An 18,428-nucleotide genomic window follows, 5' to 3' on the forward strand; every position below is an offset into this window, starting at 1 on the left:
CAAAATATAAGACTCGTTGTGCAAAAATACGAGGGGAATTCCTGACCTGTGAGGATCACCCTGCGGAAGGACGCTTGAGGGAAATCAAAACACCCGCCAAAACCAGTGCCGTGGCGACCATGAGTCTAACGGTCAGCGGTTCATTCAGGATCAAAACTCCGCCGATGGACGCGATAATCGGGACAGTCAGCATGGAAATTGCCGCAACCGTAGAAGGGAGTTTGGGCAAAACTGCGTACCAAACCGCATAGCCCATTCCCGACGTGACGACCCCAGAAATTATGGCCAAGGCAATGCCCGTGGGGGTATATGCGGCCGTGGAAGCGTTCAACAACACGACCAAAAGCGACAGGGGGATCGCGAAAACGAAATTTCCAGCGGTGGTCGCCAATGGATCAACCGCGTGACGCCCGATAAGTGAATAAATTCCCCATCCGATTGCAGCGGCAGACATCATTGCTGCTCCCGAAAACGAGATTTGAGCCGTGGCTTCGTCTGAGGGCCAAAGCAGGTACATTAGCCCCGCAAAGGCAACAGCCGCCCCAATCCACCGCGCGTTTGGAAGGCTTTCGCGCGCGAGAATTGCGCCTACAAACATGGTGATCTGAACGCCGCCAAACAGAATAAGCGCCCCTACTCCCGTGCCTAAAGTGATGTAAGCAAAGGAAAACCCGACCATATACACCGCAAGAGAGACAACGCCGCCCACGCCGCCCGACTCAAGTTTGCGTCCCCGAATCAGGACCACGACCCAAAGAAAAACACCACCTGACAATAGACGCACAGCAGCGAAGCCTGCGGGATCAATGGCCATCTGCGCAAGGGCCAATCGATTGAGGACAGAATTAGCAGCAAAGGCCACCATTACTAAGGCAACTAGAAATAAAAGACGCATACCGCCTTTTGACGTCATCAGCCTTTTAGGGCAAGAGCATTGAGTTTTTAAAAACTTTAACAATTTTAAAACTGTCGATTTTCATATGCCGCAACGGAAAAGGGCCCACGTTTCCGCAGGCCCTTTCAAATTTTCTGATGAAGCTAAAAGCTTACATCATGCCGCCCATGCCGCCCATGTCGGGCATGCCGCCACCGGAACCGCCAGCAGGAGCTGGTTTCTCGGCGATCATGCATTCTGTTGTGATCAAGAGACCAGCAATAGAGGCCGCATCTTCAAGCGCTGTGCGTGTAACTTTCGCAGGATCGATAACACCAAATTTGAACATGTCGCCATATTCTTCTGTTTGAGCGTTAAAGCCGAAAGTTGGGTCGTTGCTTTCGCGGATTTTGCCCGCAACAACTGCACCGTCAACACCAGCGTTTTCTGCGATTTGACGCAGAGGCGCTTCAAGAGCACGCATAACAATAGCTATGCCCGCTTCTTGATCAGCGTTCGCTGCTGTCATGCCGATAAGAGACTTAGCTGCTTGAATAAGAGCAACACCACCACCAACGATAACGCCTTCTTGAACCGCAGCACGTGTTGCGTTCAATGCATCGTCAACGCGATCTTTGCGCTCTTTAACTTCAGTTTCTGTCATGCCGCCAACGCGGATAACAGCAACACCACCAGCCAATTTGGCTACGCGTTCTTGAAGTTTTTCACGGTCATAATCGGAAGTTGTTTCTTCGATCTGTGTACGGATCTGGGAAACGCGTGCTTCGATTTCTGCTTTTACGCCAGCGCCGTCAACGATTGTTGTTTCGTCTTTGGTGATGGTGATGTTTTTCGCAGAACCAAGCATGTCGATTGTGACAGACTCAAGCTTCATGCCGAGGTCTTCGGAGATCACTTGACCACCCGTAAGAACCGCGATGTCTTGCAACATGGCTTTACGACGATCGCCGAAACCAGGAGCTTTAACAGCCGCAATTTTCAAGCCGCCACGAAGTTTGTTCACAACGAGAGTTGCAAGCGCTTCGCCTTCAACATCTTCTGCGATGATCAAAAGTGGTTTACCGGATTGGATCACTGTTTCAAGCAAAGGAACCATTGGCTGAAGCGAAGAAAGCTTTTTCTCGTGAAGCAAGATAAGACAGTCGTCAAGTTGAGCGAGCATCTTGTCTGGGTTTGTCACGAAGTAAGGGGAAAGGAAGCCGCGGTCGAACTGCATGCCTTCAACAACATCGGTTTCTGTTTCCAGACCTTTGTTCTCTTCAACAGTGATAACGCCTTCGTTGCCAACTTTTTGCATCGCGTCTGCGATTTGACGACCGATTTCAGCTTCGCCATTGGCGGAGATTGTGCCTACTTGCGCAACTTCGTCGCTGTCTTTTACAGGACGGGAAGACGCTTTGATCGCTTCAACAACTTTGGAAACAGCCAAGTCGATTCCGCGTTTCAGGTCCATTGGGTTCATCCCAGCAGCAACTGATTTCAAGCCTTCTTTAACGATGGCTTGAGCCAAAACTGTCGCGGTTGTTGTACCGTCGCCAGCTTCGTCATTGGTACGGGAAGCAACTTCCTTAACCATTTGTGCGCCCATGTTCTCAAACTTGTCTTCAAGTTCGATCTCTTTGGCAACCGTCACACCGTCTTTGGTGATACGGGGTGCGCCGAAGGATTTTTCAATCACAACGTTGCGGCCTTTAGGGCCCAAAGTTACTTTAACCGCATCGGCCAAAATATTCACACCAGCAAGCATACGATTGCGGGCGTCTGTGTTAAAACGGACTTCTTTAGCCATTTGACACTCCTACAGAAAATTAATGTTGGGAAAGGATCGCTTAGCCGAGAAGGCCGAGGATATCGCTTTCTTTCATGATGAGCAGCTCTTCGCCGTCAACGGTGACTTCGGTGCCGGACCATTTGCCAAACAGGACTTTGTCGCCTGCTTTTACGGACATTGGGATAAGCTCGCCGCTGTCTTTGCGTGCGCCTTCGCCCACTGCAATAACTTCAGCTTCAGCCGGTTTTTCTTTTGCGCTTTCGGGGATAAATAGGCCGCCAGCAGTCTTTTCGTCGCTTTCAACGCGACGAACGAGTACACGGTCATGTAACGGTGTAAATGCCATCTCAGAACGCTCCTTCATTCGAGGTTTCAATTCTTTGTCACTCAACACGGTCGAGTGATAACGACTGGAACCTATGTATCGCTCACGAAGGTGTCAACCGCCAACTATGCAAATTTTTCCACTATTCGCGCGCGCCCTATTTCCATGCGGGGTATCAATCCCTATCTATTAAGATAACAGGAGATTTTATGCGGCGTTTTATCTATTTTATTGCACTTTTCTTCGGCGCTTCTTTGCCAGCACACGCCACCTGTGAGGGGAAAGACCTCATCCAGACGATGCCATCGGAAGAACGCGCGGCATTTGACGCCGTCGTTAATGCGCAGCCATTTCCCAGCGGGAATTTCTGGCGCGCACAAAAAGGCGACCAAGAGGTTTTCCTATTTGGCACATTCCATATGGGCGATCCGCGTCACGATGCAACCATGCTCAAAATCGCGGCCTATCTGGATTCTGCCGACCTCGTGCTGCTCGAAGCCACGCGGAACGACGTGAAAAAACTTAAAACCTACATGGCCCAAAATCCGGAAATCTTGTTCATTCAAGACGGACCAACCCTTCCCGACCAACTTCCCGAAGACCTTTGGCAACAGTTTTCCAAGGAAATGGGGGTGCGGGGAATTCCGTCGTTCATGGCCAGCAAATTTAGGCCGGGCTATGCCACGATGATGCTTGGCATCCCGCCTTGTGCGATGGATTTCGTCTCTGGAGACGCGCCTGCGGGCTTGGATACCCTTATTCAAAACTATACCCGCGACAAACGGGTTGCGACCAAAGGCCTTGAGCCTTTTGACACAGCGATTGGCATTTTCAACCTCCTAGAAGAGGGTGACCCGATGGAAGCTTTGCGCATTGGGATCGCCATGACAACCGACGCCACGAACAGTTTTATTACCCTGCGCGAAGGATATTTTCGCGGTGACCACGGTGCGATTTGGGAATTTAGCCGACGCACAGCCCTCTCAACACCTGGGCTTGATCCAGACTTGCTAAAACAGGATTTCGCCAAACTAGAGCGCGTCACCCTTGTTAATCGCAACGCCGCTTGGATTCCCGTCATTTTGGAGGAAGCAAAGGATAAACGGCTTTTCATCGCTGTCGGGGCGGCCCATTTAACGGGAGAGACAGGCATTTTGAATCTGCTGGCAAATGAGGGGTACACCCTGTTTCCGATCGACTAGCCTAGGCGTGTGCCTGCTCCCCTTTGGGAGTAAGCGCATAGACCCCCAATCCGACGCGCTCAAACCAGCCATAGTGATCATCCGCCATCATCCGCGTCGCTACCTCAACACCCGTCGCCTTGGCCACCACCGCGCCTTTTGACGGGCCATTCTTGGCCAAAAATGCGGCGATTTTGGTGGCGTCTTGTCGATAGGCGGTCACAAGACCAACCCGCGTTTGCCCGCCCGCATTGGGGTCACCAACCCGCCGCGCAAACTCCCGCAACAATCGCGTTTGGCGCGTTTTGGATTTTCTGGGTGTAAAGGGCGCGGGGTCTAAATGGACTTCGACGAACTCATCCTTCAAACGCACAGTAATAAGCCCCAACCCCAAACGTCGACACAGACTTAAATGCCCCTTGAGGGCCGTCAAAAAAGGTTTCCCTTTGCCGCGCGGCACCGCCAGATAAACATCATCACTTATGGCTTGCCGCGCCACACCTTGGTGCAAAAGCGTGAGCGTAAACCCAAGCTTCAACTCAACCAGAACCGGCGCCTCGTCCCCGCGCACAGCGACAACATCAACCGCCCCGATTTCCGCCTTCACCTCGTAGCCCTGCGCCTCTAGATAGGCTTTCACTGGCGGATACAAATCTGTTTCGCGTGGTTTTACATTCGGTTTGGCCACAGTGTTTCCCAGTTTCAGGTTCCAAGGAGCGCGACCTAAAGCCACGTGCGTAAAAACTGTGACGTTATCCGCGCCACCAATGCGTGACAAGCCCATCGACTCCCCCTATAACGCGCTCAAATCCCTTTGAAATTGGACATATCTCATGACAACACTCGTTTTCGGCCACAAAGCCCCCGACACCGATAGCGCCGGTTCCGCCCTCATTTGGGCTTGGTACTTGAATGACGTGAAATCAACGGCGGCCAAGGCCGTTTTGCTCGGAACTCCCAACACCGAAGCCGCTTTCGTTCTGCAACGCTGGGGCTTTGAAACTCCTGAAATCATTACGGATGTTGCCGATGGCGCGCCCGTTGTGATCGTCGATACCAACAACCCAGCCGAACTTCCTGCAAATATTAATAACGCGGATATCAAAGCCATCATCGACCACCACAAATTGGTTGGCGGCCTTGAAACAAGCGGCCCAATCTCGATCACAATCCGCCCCCTCGCATGTACGGCCACAATCATGCACAATCTGATGGGCGACAACGCGGCGAATATGACAGCCCCAATCAAGGGCCTCGTGCTGTCGTGCATCCTTTCGGATACGCTTGAATTCCGCTCCCCGACCACAACCGACCAAGATCGCGCCCTTGCGGAAAAATTGGCTGGTGAACTGGACCTCGACATTCCGACGTATGCCGCCGAAATGTTCGCAGCGAAATCCGATATCTCACGCTTCTCTGACGCCGAGCTTCTGCGTATGGACAGCAAGGAATTCACTGTGGACAACGTAAAATTCCGCGTGTCCGTCCTTGAGACCACCGCTCCGGCAATCGTACTCGACCGCAAGGCGAGCCTTTTGACTTCGTGTGGGACCGTCGCCGCCGAGGATAATGTTGACCACGTTCTCTTGTTTGTTGTCGACATTCTCGCCGAAGAAGCCACCCTGCTTATCCAAAACGACACCGTCAAAGCGGTCGCAGAAAAAAGCTTCGGTGTGCCCGTTTCTGGCGACAGCGTGGTCCTTCCCGGTATCATGAGCCGCAAAAAACAGATCATCCCAAACCTTAAAGTTTGAGTTAGTTCACAATTTTTAAGGGGGTGCCATGTGCGCCCCCTTTTTGATCAAAAGGAATGTTTCTATGTCGCGCATTGTCTCTTCTCTCGCTGAAATTTCCGAAACATACGACGCACTTTTTGTCGACCTTTGGGGATGTGTACACGATGGAATCGCGGCGATCCCCGACGCTGTGGCAGCCCTGCAAGCGTACCGTAAACGTGGCGGAAAAGTCATTTTGGTCACCAACTCGCCCCGCCCCCGCGCTTCGGTTGAGATTCAACTCGATGGCTTTGGCGTGCCCCGCGACGCATGGGACGCCATCGCTACCTCGGGCGATTCCGCGCGCTCGGCGATGTTTCGCGGCGCTGTCGGAGAAAAAGTCTATTTCATGGGAACTGAAGACGAAAAGGCTGCCTTCTTTCGCCCTATCGCCGTCGTCAAGGACGCACGCGAAATCACAGCGGTTCCCCTAGCGGAGGCGGAAGGCATTGTGTGCTGCGGCCCCAAAGATTCCCTCGCCGACCCTGCCGTAAACCGCCCCACATTTCTTGCCGCCAAAACACGCGGCTTAAAACTTCTGTGCGCCAACCCTGATATTGTCGTCGACCGCGGGGAGCGCCGCGAATGGTGCGCAGGTGCGCTCGCCGCGCTCTATACCGAAATGGGGGGTGAGAGTATGTATTTCGGCAAACCACATCCGCCCATCTATGATCTAGCCCGCCGCCGACTCGCGGAAATCGACAGCGGCATTCCGGATGACCGTATTTTGGCCATTGGCGACGGTATTCACACCGATATCCAAGGCGCCGTGGGGGAAGACATAGATTCTTTGTTCATCACTGGCGGCCTCGCAGCTGCAGAAACTGGGACAACAGATCAGCCCAACCCCAAGCGTTTAAAGACATATCTTGATGTTTCTGGCTTTCAGCCAACATATTCCATCGGGTTCCTGCGTTAAAAAACACTTGATTTTCTGCATCAGCAAAGTAATAAAATACCAACAGAGGCAATCTGTTGGTATTTTTATTTCGCGATAGGTTTAGGGATGACGCAAATGTTGGACAACTTTTACCGAGGCACCGTCTGTATCGAGGACTTGGAAGTCGGCATGTCGCGGCATGTTGAGAAGGCCATCACAGATCGGGACATCGAGCTTTTTGCCGAAGTGTCGACTGACCGTAACCCTGTCCATCTCGACGATGCCTATGCGCAGGACACCATTTTTGAGGGTCGCATTGCGCATGGCATGCTGACAGCGGGTTTAGTATCTGCGGTGATCGGCGAACAACTCCCTGGCCATGGGACAATTTACCTAAGCCAAAGCCTCAAGTTTCTTGCCCCAGTGCGCCCAAACGACATCGTCCGTGCAGAAGTTACCGTCGCGCAGATCGACTACTCCAAAAGACGTGTGACGCTTGATTGTCTATGCCTTATCGACGGAAAACCCGTACTGAAAGGCGAGGCAATAGTCCTCGCGCCCTCCAAAAAATTCGACTAAATACAACGCCCCATGAAGTCTAGAAACTGTACCGAAAACCAGCCAAGAAAGCTTCACTATCTAGATAGGACACGGCCACCCCTTGGGTGTCGTAGCGACGGTACGTGGCGTAGAGTTGCAAATTTTGCCTGTCAAAGTTTTGGACAACAGCCAAACCCACGGACTTGCTTGATGATCCATCCGCAGGGATATCCGCACCCAAGTAGTAATCAAGCGAGAATGCCGTTGTGCCCGCGTCAAAAAAATCACGCAAAACACCTGCTTTGACGTAATTGTAGTCGCCAATGTCCTTCGTTGTGCCGCTTGCCACCGTCAGATTGAGGCCGGAGGATTTGTGTAAAACGGATGCAGACCCCGCGAGGTTTTCGAAGGTCTCGCCAATCCAACTCACCCCGACACCCGCCATAAAGCGATAAGTGTCCGTCTCCCCTTCATAGCGCCCCGCCAAATCGGAATAGACATTGTCATCATCGTCGTGAAGGACATCTTGACCGTGCGCCACCGAGAACATAAATCCATTGAAATCCGGCGTATCGTAGCGCACGCGGAACAAACGTCTGCCGTCCAGATTTTTGTAGTAGTCCGCAATCATTTCTCCACTGAGGGTGCCGTCAACGCTCCGCAACAATTGGCTCGCCGCAGAATCCTTGACCGAGACACCTGCAACCACAGTTGTGTTGGAGAAATCGATTCCCGTGATGCCATCTGTCGCCATTGATCCTTGACCAAACGCGAAGTTGCCCACAAGGTCGTTTTCAAATTCCACCTCCAAGTGGCGGATATTTGTTTTGTCGATTGTATACCCACTCCCCACCGGCGTGTTCAAATTTACAGACGATGTGGAGTTTGGAGTAATCCCCACTTCAAAACGACCACCAATGCCCCATCCAGCCCCAAGGGTGTTTTCATATCTCACTCCAATACGGGAACCAGAGTTGTCGTTGTCAACGGGGAAGTAACTTTGTGAAATCTCGCCGTCATCATACCCCAGATATCCCTGACTTACTTGGCCGTAAAAATCAAACGCACCTCCCGTGTCCATCGTGGTATCTTGGGCAATTGCCGTCCCTGCGAGAACCAGTGCAAACAGTACAGTTGCGGAGAATAGTGGAGTTTTCAGGTTTGAAATCATGAAGTTACATCCATTTTGGCTTTGGGATCTATCCTAACTCAAGTTCCCAAAAATGGCGATATATCGGGAATTTTCAGCTTGCTATAAGTGTATTTCGAACACACCATATCAAGCTCGCATTAACGTAAGTTGCCCTAGTAATCCTCACAAATGCTTGCACGGGCGAACGTCCGAGGATATGTGCCAAGCATGCATATTTTCCGTGATCACACCTTCATTGACCCCAAGTACCGAGGCGCGAGCATTGCGATTGGAAACTTTGATGGCGTGCATCGCGGCCACCAAAAAGTTATCGATATTGCACGTGCTGCAGCCCCCACGGCCCCCCTTGGAATTCTCACGTTCGAACCCCACCCGCGCCAATACTTCGCCACCAAAGGCGAGTCTTTTCGCCTGATGAATGCGACCGCCCGCGCCCACCGCTTGGAAAAGCTGGGTGTTGAAAGGCTGTACGAGTTAAACTTCAACGCCTCCCTCTCCAACTTTTCGGCGCGCACCTTCGCACAAGAAATCCTGTCCGAAGGCATTGGCGCCCGTCATGTCACCGTCGGCGAGGATTTTCGTTTTGGAAAAGGGCGCACAGGGAACGCCATCGATTTGATCGCGTTTGGAAAAGAGTTTGGCTTTGGCGTCACGGTCGTAGAACTGGTTGCGGACGGGGGCGATGAAGTTTCCTCCTCCGCAATTCGTGCGGCGCTAACCGCTGGGCAACCCGAAGTTGCCGCCCGCATGTTGGGCCATTATCATCGTATCGAGGGGCAAGTCATTCGTGGCGATCAACGTGGCCGCGAGCTGGGGTATCCCACTGCTAATATGTCAATCGCCGGCCTACATCCTCCGAAATTCGGCGTCTATGTTGTACGGGTGGATATTCTTACTGGCCCGTATGCGGGAACATATAGTGGCGCGGCCTCAATGGGGGTGCGCCCAATGTTTGGAGAAAACCTACCCAACTTGGAAAGCTACCTCTTTGATTTCAAGGGGGATATCTATGGGGAAAATATTTCCGTCGCGCTAATTCAATACTTGCGCCCTGAGGAAAAGTTTGACGGGCTTGAAGCCCTCATCGCGCAAATGGACGCGGACTGTGTTAAAGCGCGGCAAATACTCGCCGCGCTTTAATCAAAACTTTCAGGTTGTATAAGTGCCTTCGTAAATTGGCCCGAGCGTGTCAGCGTCAAACAAAGACGAAACCGAAGTGCCATTCCATGTGTTCTGAATCGCTTGGGCAAACATCGGAGCGGTCGGAACAATCCGAATGTTTGTCGCATCGACAACAGGCTTCGTAGGCTGAATGGAATCGGTAATCACCAAAGATTTCATCACCGAATTGGCAACGCGCTCGACGGCTGGCCCAGACATGACGCCGTGTGTGATGTAGGAATGGACTTCCTTAGCTCCGCTTTCCATCAGGACTTCTGCGGCCTTGCAAAGGGTTCCTGCGGTATCCACCATGTCGTCCACGATGATACAGGTTTTGCCCGTCACATCCCCGATCACTTTCATTTCTGCGATTTCGCCCGCTTTTTCGCGACGTTTATCAACAATGGAAAGCGGCGCATTGATCCGTTTGGCCAATTCGCGCGCGCGTGCAACCCCGCCCACATCCGGAGACACGACCATCAATTCATCCATGCGGCCCTTGAATTCATGCTCAATATCAAGCGCAAACACGGGTGAGGCATAGAGGTTGTCCACGGGAATATCGAAAAACCCTTGGATTTGAGTGGCGTGAAGGTCCAGCGTAAGAACCCGTTCGATACCGGCTTGGGTAATGAGGTTTGCAACAAGTTTCGCCGAAATAGGGGTGCGCGCCTTGGTGCGGCGGTCTTGACGGGCGTAGCCAAAATAGGGAATGACGGCCGTGATCCGCGCTGCGGACGAGCGCCGCAGTGCATCTGCGATAATCAACAATTCCATCAGATTATCGTTCGCCGGATTTGACGTAGATTGGATGATAAACATATCCTCGCCACGAACATTTTCATAAACTTCGACGAAAATCTCTTGGTCGTTAAAGCGTTCAACGCGTGCGTCGACAAGGCCGACGCTCACACCACGATGCAGCGACATACGGCGTGCAATGGCGGTTGCGAGCGGACGGTTCGCATTTCCGGAGATAAGTTTGGGAGCAGATTTGGTGGACATGGCAGGGGGGTCCCTATTGAAAGTCAGTATCAGAATCATGACGTTGACACGGCTTAACATCTCGCTACCGTCGTGCCAAAGAAAATGCCGCCTTGGAGACCATATATGACTAAAATAGACTACTATTTCGCGACGATTTCCCCTTTCACCTATTTAGCAGGCGCACGCCTTGAGGAAATCGCGAAAAAACACGCGGCGCAGGTCACCTATAAGCCGCTCGACATTATGGCGCTTTTTGCACGCACGGGCGGCACCCCTCCAAAGGATCGCCATCCAAATCGCATGGCATATCGCCTGCAGGAAATCCGTCGCCAAGCCGCGCGCACGGGCCTGCCCACGAATATAAAACCCGCGCATTGGCCCACAAATATGGCCCCTTCGGCTTATGCAATCATTGCGGCCCAAAACACCGGCGGCGATGTCGGCGCGCTTGCCCACGCGTTTACCCGCGCCTGTTGGGCCGAGGAAAAAGACGTGGCCGATGAGGGGGTCATCCGCGCCCTCCTCGCTGCAAATGGGTTCGACCCTGAGTTGGTGAACTCAGGCCTCCTAAGTGGTGCAGAAACATATGCTCGCAACCTTGAGGATGCCGTAGAAGCGGGTGCTTTTGGCGCCCCTACCTATGTTGCTGACAGGGAAGTTTTTTGGGGTCAAGACCGTTTAGACGACCTTGATCTCCACCTCGCGGGCAAACTTTAAGTTCGCAAAATATCAAGGAATTGGTCGATCATCTCATGGCTGATCGACCAGTCACAAACAAACCGTGCAATGAGAGGCTCCTCTGGATTCTCCCCGTCTAGGTCGCCGACCATGATGTGATAGACGGCTCCCGCCTCTTTGAGTTTTTGATGCGCAGCGCGAGGAAGGGACGCGAAAAGAATATTGGCATCTACAGGTCCAACGAATTCGGCTCCCGCTTTTGCAAGCCCCTCCGCCAGATACGCTGTGTTTTCATTGGCGGAAGTGGCGGACGAAAGCCACAAGTTATCAGTAAGATACGCCAACATTTGCGCCGCAAGGAAACGGTTTTTTGAGAACAAATGTGCGCCGCGCTTTCGGCGCAACTCAAATTCGGCCGCATCGCTAGGGTCAAAAAAGATAGCAGCCTCAACGCCAAGTAATCCGTTTTTGGTCCCGCCGAAGGACAGCGCCTTGACCCCAACTCGCCATGTCATTTCTGCGGGTGTGCATCCCAATGCGGCTATCGCATTCGCAAAACGTGCGCCGTCCATGTGGGTCTTGAGCCCATAGGATTTGGCCAAGCCCGTAATGGCTGCAATTTCGTCCAAGCTGTATATTGTGCCCGCTTCCGTGAGCTGGGTGATTGAAATCGGGCCGCGCTGTGGTCCGTGCACGCCGCGATTGCCTTCGCCCCGAATGGCACTTCCCAGAAATTGCGGGGACATTTTTCCATCAGTCGTCGGAATCAAAGTGAGCTTGGCGCCGCCCGTATAAAACTCCGGCGCGTTGCATTCGTCCTCATGGATATGGGCTACATCACTGCAAAAAATCGTGTCAAACGGTCGCGCTAGGCAGGCGAGAATAAGAGAATTGGCCGCCGTCCCTGTGGCCACAAGATGCACGACGGCTTCGGGTGCTTCGAAGATGGTGCGGATTTTGGAGGTCACTTCGGCCATGATCGCGTCGGCACCATAGGGCATGGCAAAGCCCGTATTAGCGTCGAGCAAGGCTTGCATCACTTCGGGGTGGGCCATTCCGGCGTTGTCTGATGCAAAAAACATTAACTCAAGTCCTCAATGATATAGTCTTCCCAGTCTTCTTCGGCGACTTCAAATTCGGGAATTGTCCAGCCACGCACAGAGATTCCGGCCGTATGCACGGTTTGTGGATCGCCCGAAACAAGGGGGTGCCAGTCGTTTAATGGCTTACCCTCGTGAAGCAAGCGGTACGCGCATGTTGCGGGCAACCAATAGGCGACATCCTTGATCGTTTCGGGCTTCAAGGAGACACATTCAGGCACGAATTGTTTGCGAATTTCATACTGACCACATTGGCAACTGTCGTCGTCCAAAAGACGGCATGCAACCCGTGTAAAGGCCACTTCCCCTGTGTCCTCGTCTTCGAGCTTGTTGAGGCAGCATTTCCCACAGCCATCACAAAGCGCTTCCCATTCGCGGGAATTCATTTTCGTGAGGGGGATGGATTCCCAAAAATTGGGCCGCAATCCGGATCGATCAATTTTGTTGTTCATAGGCCCCTTCTAGGGAAAGTTGGAGCCCGTGGAAAGAGCCCCAAAATCTTAATGAACATCCCAGTCGTCCTCATTTTCCAACTCCCCCACCGCCGTCCAGTCGACGCGAATGCGTGCAATGCGGGTGTCGCCCCAAGTTTTAAACACAGCGACGAACCCCTCAGTGGACACTTTTTCAGTCGTTAAATCCCCACGTTGATTGGTTGCACTATCAAAATCCCACATGGATATCGAAATTTGAACGACGGGTGGCGTGCGGAAGGCGGTGCTGAAAGAAACCGCCTCGCGATGCTCGCGTTGGCCCTCGCCCGTCCACATATTTCCATCGTGCTGAAAATCCGAAAACAGCACAAGGGAGCCTTGATCAATTCCGAGTTGGTGATTTTGAAAACGCCGCATGAATGTTCCTCAAACTTCTCGGTAGTTTATTGAGAAAAAAGGCCAAGAAAAGGCAAAAGGCCCCACAAATCCTTGCAGGGCCTCTAAAATTCAAAATAAGTTAATTTAAGCCCGTAGGCCAAGCTGGTTCGCCAAAGAAACGATGTCAGCAATCTGTTTTGCAAGAATGTCGATCTGGTCGGCGGGTGCGTTATCGAGAGCCCTTTTGGCGTCGGCAACGATTTCATCGATCATCTCTTGGGTCGCTTCTGATGCGGGTGCGGCTTTTTCGGCCAAAACCGAAGTCGACTTGTCCGAAATTTCGGCAAAGCCACCCGTAACAAGATACTCTTGCGTGCCTGTTTCACTGGCAACTTTTAGGATACCAGGGCGCAGCGTTGTGATCAAAGGCGCGTGGTTTGCCAAAGCTGTGAGATCGCCGTCGGCCGCCGGGATTTGTACCTCGGTTGCTTCATACGATGCCAAGCTACGCTCAGGCGTTACCAGATCAAACTGCAGTTTCTCAGCCATATCGGCCTCCTTCAGAGTTTGTTTGGCGGGCCGGAACCCGCCAAAAACCCGTTACATTAAGCAGCGTCAGCGGCCATTTTCTCGGCTTTTGCAATCACTTCTTCGATGCCGCCAACCATGTAGAAAGCGCCCTCTGGGAGGTGATCGTACTCGCCAGCGACAACAGCTTTAAACGAAGACACTGTATCTTCGAGAGGAACCTGTTTGCCGTCGGCACCGGTGAAGATTTTCGCAACGTCGAAAGGTTGTGACAAGAAGCGTTCAATTTTACGCGCCCGAGCAACGGTTTGCTTATCTTCTTCAGAAAGCTCGTCCATGCCGAGAATCGCGATGATGTCTTGCAGCGATTTATAGCGCTGAAGGATCTGCTGAACCTCTGTCGCAACTTTATAGTGCTCTTCGCCAATAACGAGCGGGTCAAGCAAGCGCGATGTCGAACCAAGGGGATCCACCGCAGGGTAGATGCCTTTTTCCGAGATCGAACGGTCAAGAACCGTTGTCGCATCAAGGTGAGCAAACGACGTGGCTGGCGCAGGGTCAGTCAAGTCATCCGCAGGAACGTATACGGCTTGCACCGACGTAATCGAACCAGCTTTGGTCGATGTAATACGCTCTTGCATCGCGCCCATGTCGGTCGCCAATGTTGGCTGGTAGCCCACAGCGGAAGGAATACGACCTAGAAGGGCCGAAACCTCGGAACCCGCTTGCGTAAAGCGGAAGATGTTGTCCACGAAGAACAAAACATCGGAACCTGTTTCATCACGGAACTGCTCAGCAATTGTGAGACCGGACAAAGCGACACGCATACGCGCACCGGGAGGCTCGTTCATTTGGCCGTAAACCAGCGCGATTTTCGATTTTTCGAGGTCATCTGGAACGATAACGCCGGATTCGATCATCTCGTGGTAAAGGTCATTGCCTTCACGTGTCCGCTCACCAACACCCGCAAATACGGAGAGGCCAGAGTGCACTTTGGCGATGTTGTTGATCAATTCCATGATCAAAACTGTCTTACCAACACCCGCACCACCGAAGAGGCCAATTTTGCCACCTTTAGTGTAAGGCGCGAGAAGGTCGATAACCTTGATGCCTGTTACGAGCATCTCGGAAGACGTCGCCTGCTCATCAAAAGAAGGCGCAGGCTGGTGAATCGCGCGACGCTCTTTCGTTTTGACCGGACCTTTTTCATCAACGGGATCGCCGGTGACGTTCAGGATACGACCAAGTGTTGCGGGGCCAACGGGAACCGAAATCGGCTCGCCAAGGTCCGTCACAGGAGCGCCGCGAACGAGGCCCTCTGTTCCGTCCATCGCAATTGTCCGTACAGTGTTTTCGCCAAGGTGCTGAGCCACTTCAAGGATCAGCTTGTTGCCGTTATTTACTGTCTCAAGAGCGTTCAAAATCTTGGGCAAGTCGCCCTCGAATTTAACGTCTACAACGGCGCCAATCACAGCTGTGATTTTGCCAGTAGCTTTCGCTTTTGCCATTTTGTTTCTCCGGTCCTTTAGAGCGCTTCAGCGCCCGAAATGATTTCGATAAGCTCATTGGTGATGACGGCCTGACGCGAGCGGTTGTACACAATGGTCAGGTCTTCAATCATTTCACCCGCGTTGCGTGTTGCGTTGTCCATTGCAGACATCCGAGCACCTTGCTCAGATGCGCCATTCTCGAGGAGAGCGGCGAAAATCTGTGTGGCCACACCACGCGGCAAGAGATCCGCAAGGATCGCCTCTTCGCTGGGTTCATAATCATAGAGCGTTGATGCTTCGCTCGTTTCTTCAAACGAGGCCGGGATCACCTGTTGTGCTGTTGGCACTTGGGTCACCACGTTTACAAAGCGGCTATAAAAGATCGTTGCGACATCAAATTCACCGACATTAAAGCGGTCAAGAACTTGGGTCGCGATCTTGTGAGCATTGACATAGCCAACACGTTTAACATCGGACAGATCAACGTGGCTGATCATGGAGCCCGCGAAATCGCGTTTGAGCTGGTCACGCCCTTTTTTGCCAACAGTCAAGATTTTGACCGTCTTACCAGCCGCTTGAAGCTCCTGAGCTTTTGCGCGGGCCAGCTTGGCAATAGAAGAGTTGAAACCCCCACAGAGACCGCGTTCAGACGTCATGACCACCAAAAGGTGAACTTGATCTGAACCCGTACCCGTGAGCAGCTTCGGACCGGAGGACGAGCCACCAACCGCCGCAGCTAGGCCACCCAGAACGGAATTCATCCGTTCTGCATAAGGGCGACCAGCTTCTGCAGCATCTTGCGCGCGGCGAAGTTTCGCCGCGGCAACCATCTGCATGGCTTTGGTGATCTTACGTGTCGATTTGACACTTTCGATCCGGTTTTTTAGGTCTTTCAGGTTTGGCATGTATCCAATCCTATCCTAAGGCGAAAATACTAGGCGAAATTAGCAGCGAACTCATCGAGTGCGACACGAATCTTGGCTTCTGCGTCCCCCTTAATTTTGGGGTCCTCATCAGCAATCCATTTCAAGATGTCAGCGTGTTTGCTGTGTAGGTGAGACAAAAGTCCCGCCTCAAAACGTCCCACGTCTTTCACCGCGATTTTGTCCAGATACCCTTTTGTACCCGCCAAGATCAAACAAACGATTTCAGCGTTTGTAAGGGGCGAATACTGAGCCTGCTTCATCAATTCGGTCAGACGCGCACCACGGTTCAGCAATTGCTGAGTTGCAGCATCAAGATCGGAACCAAACTGTGCGAAAGCAGCCATCTCACGGTACTGAGCAAGCTCAAGCTTAACCGGACCAGCAACAGATTTCATCGAGTTTGTTTGAGCGGAAGAGCCAACACGCGAAACCGAAAGACCTGTGTTCACAGCGGGACGGATACCTTGGTAGAACAATTCAGTTTCCAAGAAGATCTGACCGTCGGTGATCGAAATCACGTTGGTTGGAATAAACGCAGAAACGTCGCCACCTTGAGTTTCAATGATCGGCAGCGCCGTCAAAGAACCAGAACCGTTATCTTCGTTTAATTTCGAAGACCGTTCCAAAAGTCTGGAGTGAAGATAGAAAACATCGCCTGGGTAAGCTTCACGTCCGGGTGGGCGGCGAAGTAAGAGGGACATTTGACGGTAGGACACGGCTTGCTTGGAAAGATCATCATAAACGATCAAAGCGTGGCGGCCATTGTCACGGAAGAATTCCGCCATCGCAGTCGCAGCATATGGCGCAAGGAACTGCATAGGGGCAGGATCCGAAGCCGTCGCAGCCACAACGATTGTGTATTTGATCGCGCCAGTTTCTTCGAGCTTTTTAACAAGCTGAGCAACTGTGGAGCGCTTTTGACCGATCGCAACGTAAACGCAGTAGAGCTTTTTGCTCTCGTCGTCGCCAGCGGCCTCATTGTAAGATTTTTGGTTCAGGATCGTGTCGAGCGCGATCGCTGTTTTACCTGTTTGACGGTCACCAATGATCAATTCGCGCTGGCCACGGCCAACGGGGATCATCGAGTCAACAGATTTCAAACCAGTCGCCATTGGCTCGTGGACAGACTTACGGGGAATAATGCCCGGAGCCTTGGAGTCCGCAACAGCGCGATTTTTTGTTTTGATCGGGCCTTTGCCGTCGATCGGGTTACCCAGACCGTCAACAACACGTCCGAGCAACTCATCGCCGTAAGGAACGTCCACGATGGAGTTTGTCCGCTTAACGAGGTCACCCTCTTTGATGTCACGGTCAGACCCGAAGATAACAACACCAACGTTGTCAGCTTCAAGGTTCAGAGCCATCCCGACGATACCGCCAGGGAACTCAACCATTTCACCAGCTTGAACATTATCAAGCCCGTACACGCGAGCGATACCATCGCCAACGCTCAATACTCGGCCGACTTCGGCCACTTCGGCGTCTTGGCCAAAGTTTTTGATCTGGTCCTTAAGGATCGCAGAAATTTCGGCAGCTTGGATAGCCATTATCCGACCTCTTTCATTGCGTTCTGGAGGTTAGCGAGCTTAGAGGAGATCGACGTGTCGATCATCTTTGAGCCCATCTTAACGATAAGGCCGCCGATGAGGGATTCATCCACGGCAACATTCACGATGACATCTTTGCCAACTGACGCCTTAAGCGTTTTGGCAAGCGCGTCTGCCTGAGCTTTGGTCAGCTTCTTAGCTGCCGTCACTTCGGCGGTGACTTCCCCCTTCTCATCGGCAATCCGCGTACGCAGAGCCGTGATCAATTGGGGCAGCACGAAAAGGCGACGCTTTTCGGCCATCAGACCCAGCGTGTTAGACACGATAGGCGAGAGTTTCATTGCTTTGGCAATAGCAGTCACAGCGTTGCTTTGCTCGTCACGCGATAACACGGGTGAAGAAATCAAAGTCACAAAATCGTCGCTGTCACTAAGTGCGCTTTCCAACGCGTTACAATCAGCCTCAAGGGCTGGGAGTTTTTTGCCTTCTTTGGCCAAGTCAAAGACGGCCGTGGCATAGCGCGTAGCAATGCCAGAGGAGATCGAAGCTGGTTCGGACACGTCCACCCTTCCGCTAGTCTGGGCCTCCTTCGGTACCCCGCGTTATGCAGGACTTAGTGAGGCAGCCTAAGTAACGCATGTTCACACACGCGTTGAAATCGGCTGTGATGTAGCAGAGC

At 52.5% G+C, this 18,428-nt stretch carries 20 protein-coding genes; 6 read left to right on the forward strand and 14 right to left on the reverse strand.

The features are described from left to right. Positions 1–55: 55 nt before the first annotated feature. The 3 genes from AB9F27_RS07465 to AB9F27_RS07475 all read right to left on the reverse strand — a co-directional run bounded on the left by AB9F27_RS07465 (position 56) and on the right by AB9F27_RS07475 (position 3,012). Positions 56–895 carry a DMT family transporter gene (locus tag AB9F27_RS07465; protein WP_335586090.1) on the reverse strand — a complete coding sequence of 280 codons (840 nt, stop codon included), beginning with the start codon at positions 893–895 and terminating at the stop codon, positions 56–58. Between the two features lie 151 nt (positions 896–1,046). Beyond that, a complete protein-coding gene (gene groL / locus AB9F27_RS07470; protein ID WP_335586089.1) occupies positions 1,047–2,684 on the reverse strand; it encodes a chaperonin GroEL in 1,638 nt (545 codons plus the stop codon). Between the two features lie 40 nt (positions 2,685–2,724). Then, on the reverse strand, positions 2,725–3,012 hold the full coding sequence (locus AB9F27_RS07475) for a co-chaperone GroES (protein ID WP_039004535.1): 288 nt from the start codon (positions 3,010–3,012) through the stop codon (positions 2,725–2,727). 188 nt (positions 3,013–3,200) lie between these two features. Between AB9F27_RS07475 and AB9F27_RS07480 the strand changes: the two genes are divergently transcribed. Beyond that, positions 3,201–4,193 carry a TraB/GumN family protein gene (locus tag AB9F27_RS07480; RefSeq protein ID WP_335586088.1) on the forward strand — a complete coding sequence of 331 codons (993 nt, stop codon included), beginning with the start codon at positions 3,201–3,203 and terminating at the stop codon, positions 4,191–4,193. 1 nt (position 4,194) lies between these two features. Here the strand turns inward: AB9F27_RS07480 and AB9F27_RS07485 are convergent, their stop codons facing one another. Beyond that, positions 4,195–4,956 (reverse strand): DUF2161 family putative PD-(D/E)XK-type phosphodiesterase, encoded by a 762-nt coding sequence (locus tag AB9F27_RS07485; RefSeq protein ID WP_335586087.1) that lies wholly within the window; start codon positions 4,954–4,956, stop codon positions 4,195–4,197. 49 nt (positions 4,957–5,005) lie between these two features. On the opposite strand from AB9F27_RS07485, the gene AB9F27_RS07490 reads away from it, so the two are divergent. The 3 genes from AB9F27_RS07490 to AB9F27_RS07500 all read left to right on the forward strand — a co-directional run bounded on the left by AB9F27_RS07490 (position 5,006) and on the right by AB9F27_RS07500 (position 7,406). Continuing rightward, the gene (locus AB9F27_RS07490; protein ID WP_335586086.1) at positions 5,006–5,926 is read left to right on the forward strand and encodes a manganese-dependent inorganic pyrophosphatase; all 921 of its coding nucleotides are present in this window, start codon (positions 5,006–5,008) and stop codon (positions 5,924–5,926) included. Positions 5,927–5,990: 64 nt separating this feature from the next. Next, positions 5,991–6,866 (forward strand): TIGR01459 family HAD-type hydrolase, encoded by an 876-nt coding sequence (locus AB9F27_RS07495; protein ID WP_369757630.1) that lies wholly within the window; start codon positions 5,991–5,993, stop codon positions 6,864–6,866. A 96-nt stretch (positions 6,867–6,962) separates the two neighbouring features. After that, positions 6,963–7,406, forward strand: coding sequence for a MaoC family dehydratase (locus tag AB9F27_RS07500; RefSeq protein WP_369757631.1), 444 nt, complete (start codon positions 6,963–6,965; stop codon positions 7,404–7,406). A 19-nt stretch (positions 7,407–7,425) separates the two neighbouring features. Here AB9F27_RS07500 and AB9F27_RS07505 read toward each other — a convergent pair whose 3' ends face one another. Next, positions 7,426–8,538 (reverse strand): porin, encoded by a 1,113-nt coding sequence (locus AB9F27_RS07505; protein WP_369757632.1) that lies wholly within the window; start codon positions 8,536–8,538, stop codon positions 7,426–7,428. A gap of 189 nt (positions 8,539–8,727) precedes the next feature. On the opposite strand from AB9F27_RS07505, the gene AB9F27_RS07510 reads away from it, so the two are divergent. Then, complete coding sequence (locus AB9F27_RS07510; RefSeq protein WP_335586081.1) at positions 8,728–9,660, forward strand: bifunctional riboflavin kinase/FAD synthetase; 933 nt, start codon at positions 8,728–8,730, stop codon at positions 9,658–9,660. 9 nt (positions 9,661–9,669) lie between these two features. Here AB9F27_RS07510 and AB9F27_RS07515 read toward each other — a convergent pair whose 3' ends face one another. Then, positions 9,670–10,686 carry a ribose-phosphate pyrophosphokinase gene (locus AB9F27_RS07515; protein WP_039004395.1) on the reverse strand — a complete coding sequence of 339 codons (1,017 nt, stop codon included), beginning with the start codon at positions 10,684–10,686 and terminating at the stop codon, positions 9,670–9,672. 105 nt (positions 10,687–10,791) lie between these two features. Between AB9F27_RS07515 and AB9F27_RS07520 the strand changes: the two genes are divergently transcribed. Further along, positions 10,792–11,385 carry a 2-hydroxychromene-2-carboxylate isomerase gene (locus AB9F27_RS07520; protein WP_335586080.1) on the forward strand — a complete coding sequence of 198 codons (594 nt, stop codon included), beginning with the start codon at positions 10,792–10,794 and terminating at the stop codon, positions 11,383–11,385. Here AB9F27_RS07520 and AB9F27_RS07525 read toward each other — a convergent pair. The 8 genes from AB9F27_RS07525 to AB9F27_RS07560 all read right to left on the reverse strand — a co-directional run bounded on the left by AB9F27_RS07525 (position 11,382) and on the right by AB9F27_RS07560 (position 18,309). Then, positions 11,382–12,428, reverse strand: a complete 1,047-nt coding sequence (locus AB9F27_RS07525; RefSeq protein WP_369757633.1) for a low specificity L-threonine aldolase — start codon at positions 12,426–12,428, stop codon at positions 11,382–11,384. The genes AB9F27_RS07520 and AB9F27_RS07525 overlap by 4 nt on opposite strands. Beyond that, on the reverse strand, positions 12,428–12,898 hold the full coding sequence (locus tag AB9F27_RS07530) for a YcgN family cysteine cluster protein (protein WP_039004398.1): 471 nt from the start codon (positions 12,896–12,898) through the stop codon (positions 12,428–12,430). The genes AB9F27_RS07525 and AB9F27_RS07530 overlap by 1 nt, the downstream gene beginning before the upstream one ends. A gap of 48 nt (positions 12,899–12,946) precedes the next feature. After that, a complete protein-coding gene (locus tag AB9F27_RS07535) occupies positions 12,947–13,297 on the reverse strand; it encodes an H-type lectin domain-containing protein (protein ID WP_039004399.1) in 351 nt (116 codons plus the stop codon). Positions 13,298–13,402: 105 nt separating this feature from the next. Beyond that, on the reverse strand, positions 13,403–13,807 hold the full coding sequence (locus AB9F27_RS07540; RefSeq protein ID WP_039004400.1) for a F0F1 ATP synthase subunit epsilon: 405 nt from the start codon (positions 13,805–13,807) through the stop codon (positions 13,403–13,405). A gap of 56 nt (positions 13,808–13,863) precedes the next feature. Further along, a complete protein-coding gene (atpD, locus tag AB9F27_RS07545) occupies positions 13,864–15,294 on the reverse strand; it encodes a F0F1 ATP synthase subunit beta (RefSeq protein WP_335586078.1) in 1,431 nt (476 codons plus the stop codon). Between the two features lie 17 nt (positions 15,295–15,311). Continuing rightward, positions 15,312–16,181: a F0F1 ATP synthase subunit gamma gene (locus tag AB9F27_RS07550; RefSeq protein WP_039004402.1), complete on the reverse strand. Its 870-nt coding sequence runs from the start codon at positions 16,179–16,181 to the stop codon at positions 15,312–15,314. Between the two features lie 29 nt (positions 16,182–16,210). Then, positions 16,211–17,749 (reverse strand): F0F1 ATP synthase subunit alpha, encoded by a 1,539-nt coding sequence (gene atpA / locus AB9F27_RS07555; protein WP_039004403.1) that lies wholly within the window; start codon positions 17,747–17,749, stop codon positions 16,211–16,213. Continuing rightward, the gene (locus AB9F27_RS07560; protein WP_039004539.1) at positions 17,749–18,309 is read right to left on the reverse strand and encodes a F0F1 ATP synthase subunit delta; all 561 of its coding nucleotides are present in this window, start codon (positions 18,307–18,309) and stop codon (positions 17,749–17,751) included. Before AB9F27_RS07560 ends, atpA begins: the two co-directional genes overlap by 1 nt. Between the last annotated feature and the right edge of the window lie 119 nt (positions 18,310–18,428).

The organism is Falsihalocynthiibacter sp. CO-5D18 (assembly GCF_041205445.1).
In the GTDB taxonomy this organism is placed as follows: domain Bacteria; phylum Pseudomonadota; class Alphaproteobacteria; order Rhodobacterales; family Rhodobacteraceae; genus Falsihalocynthiibacter; species Falsihalocynthiibacter arcticus.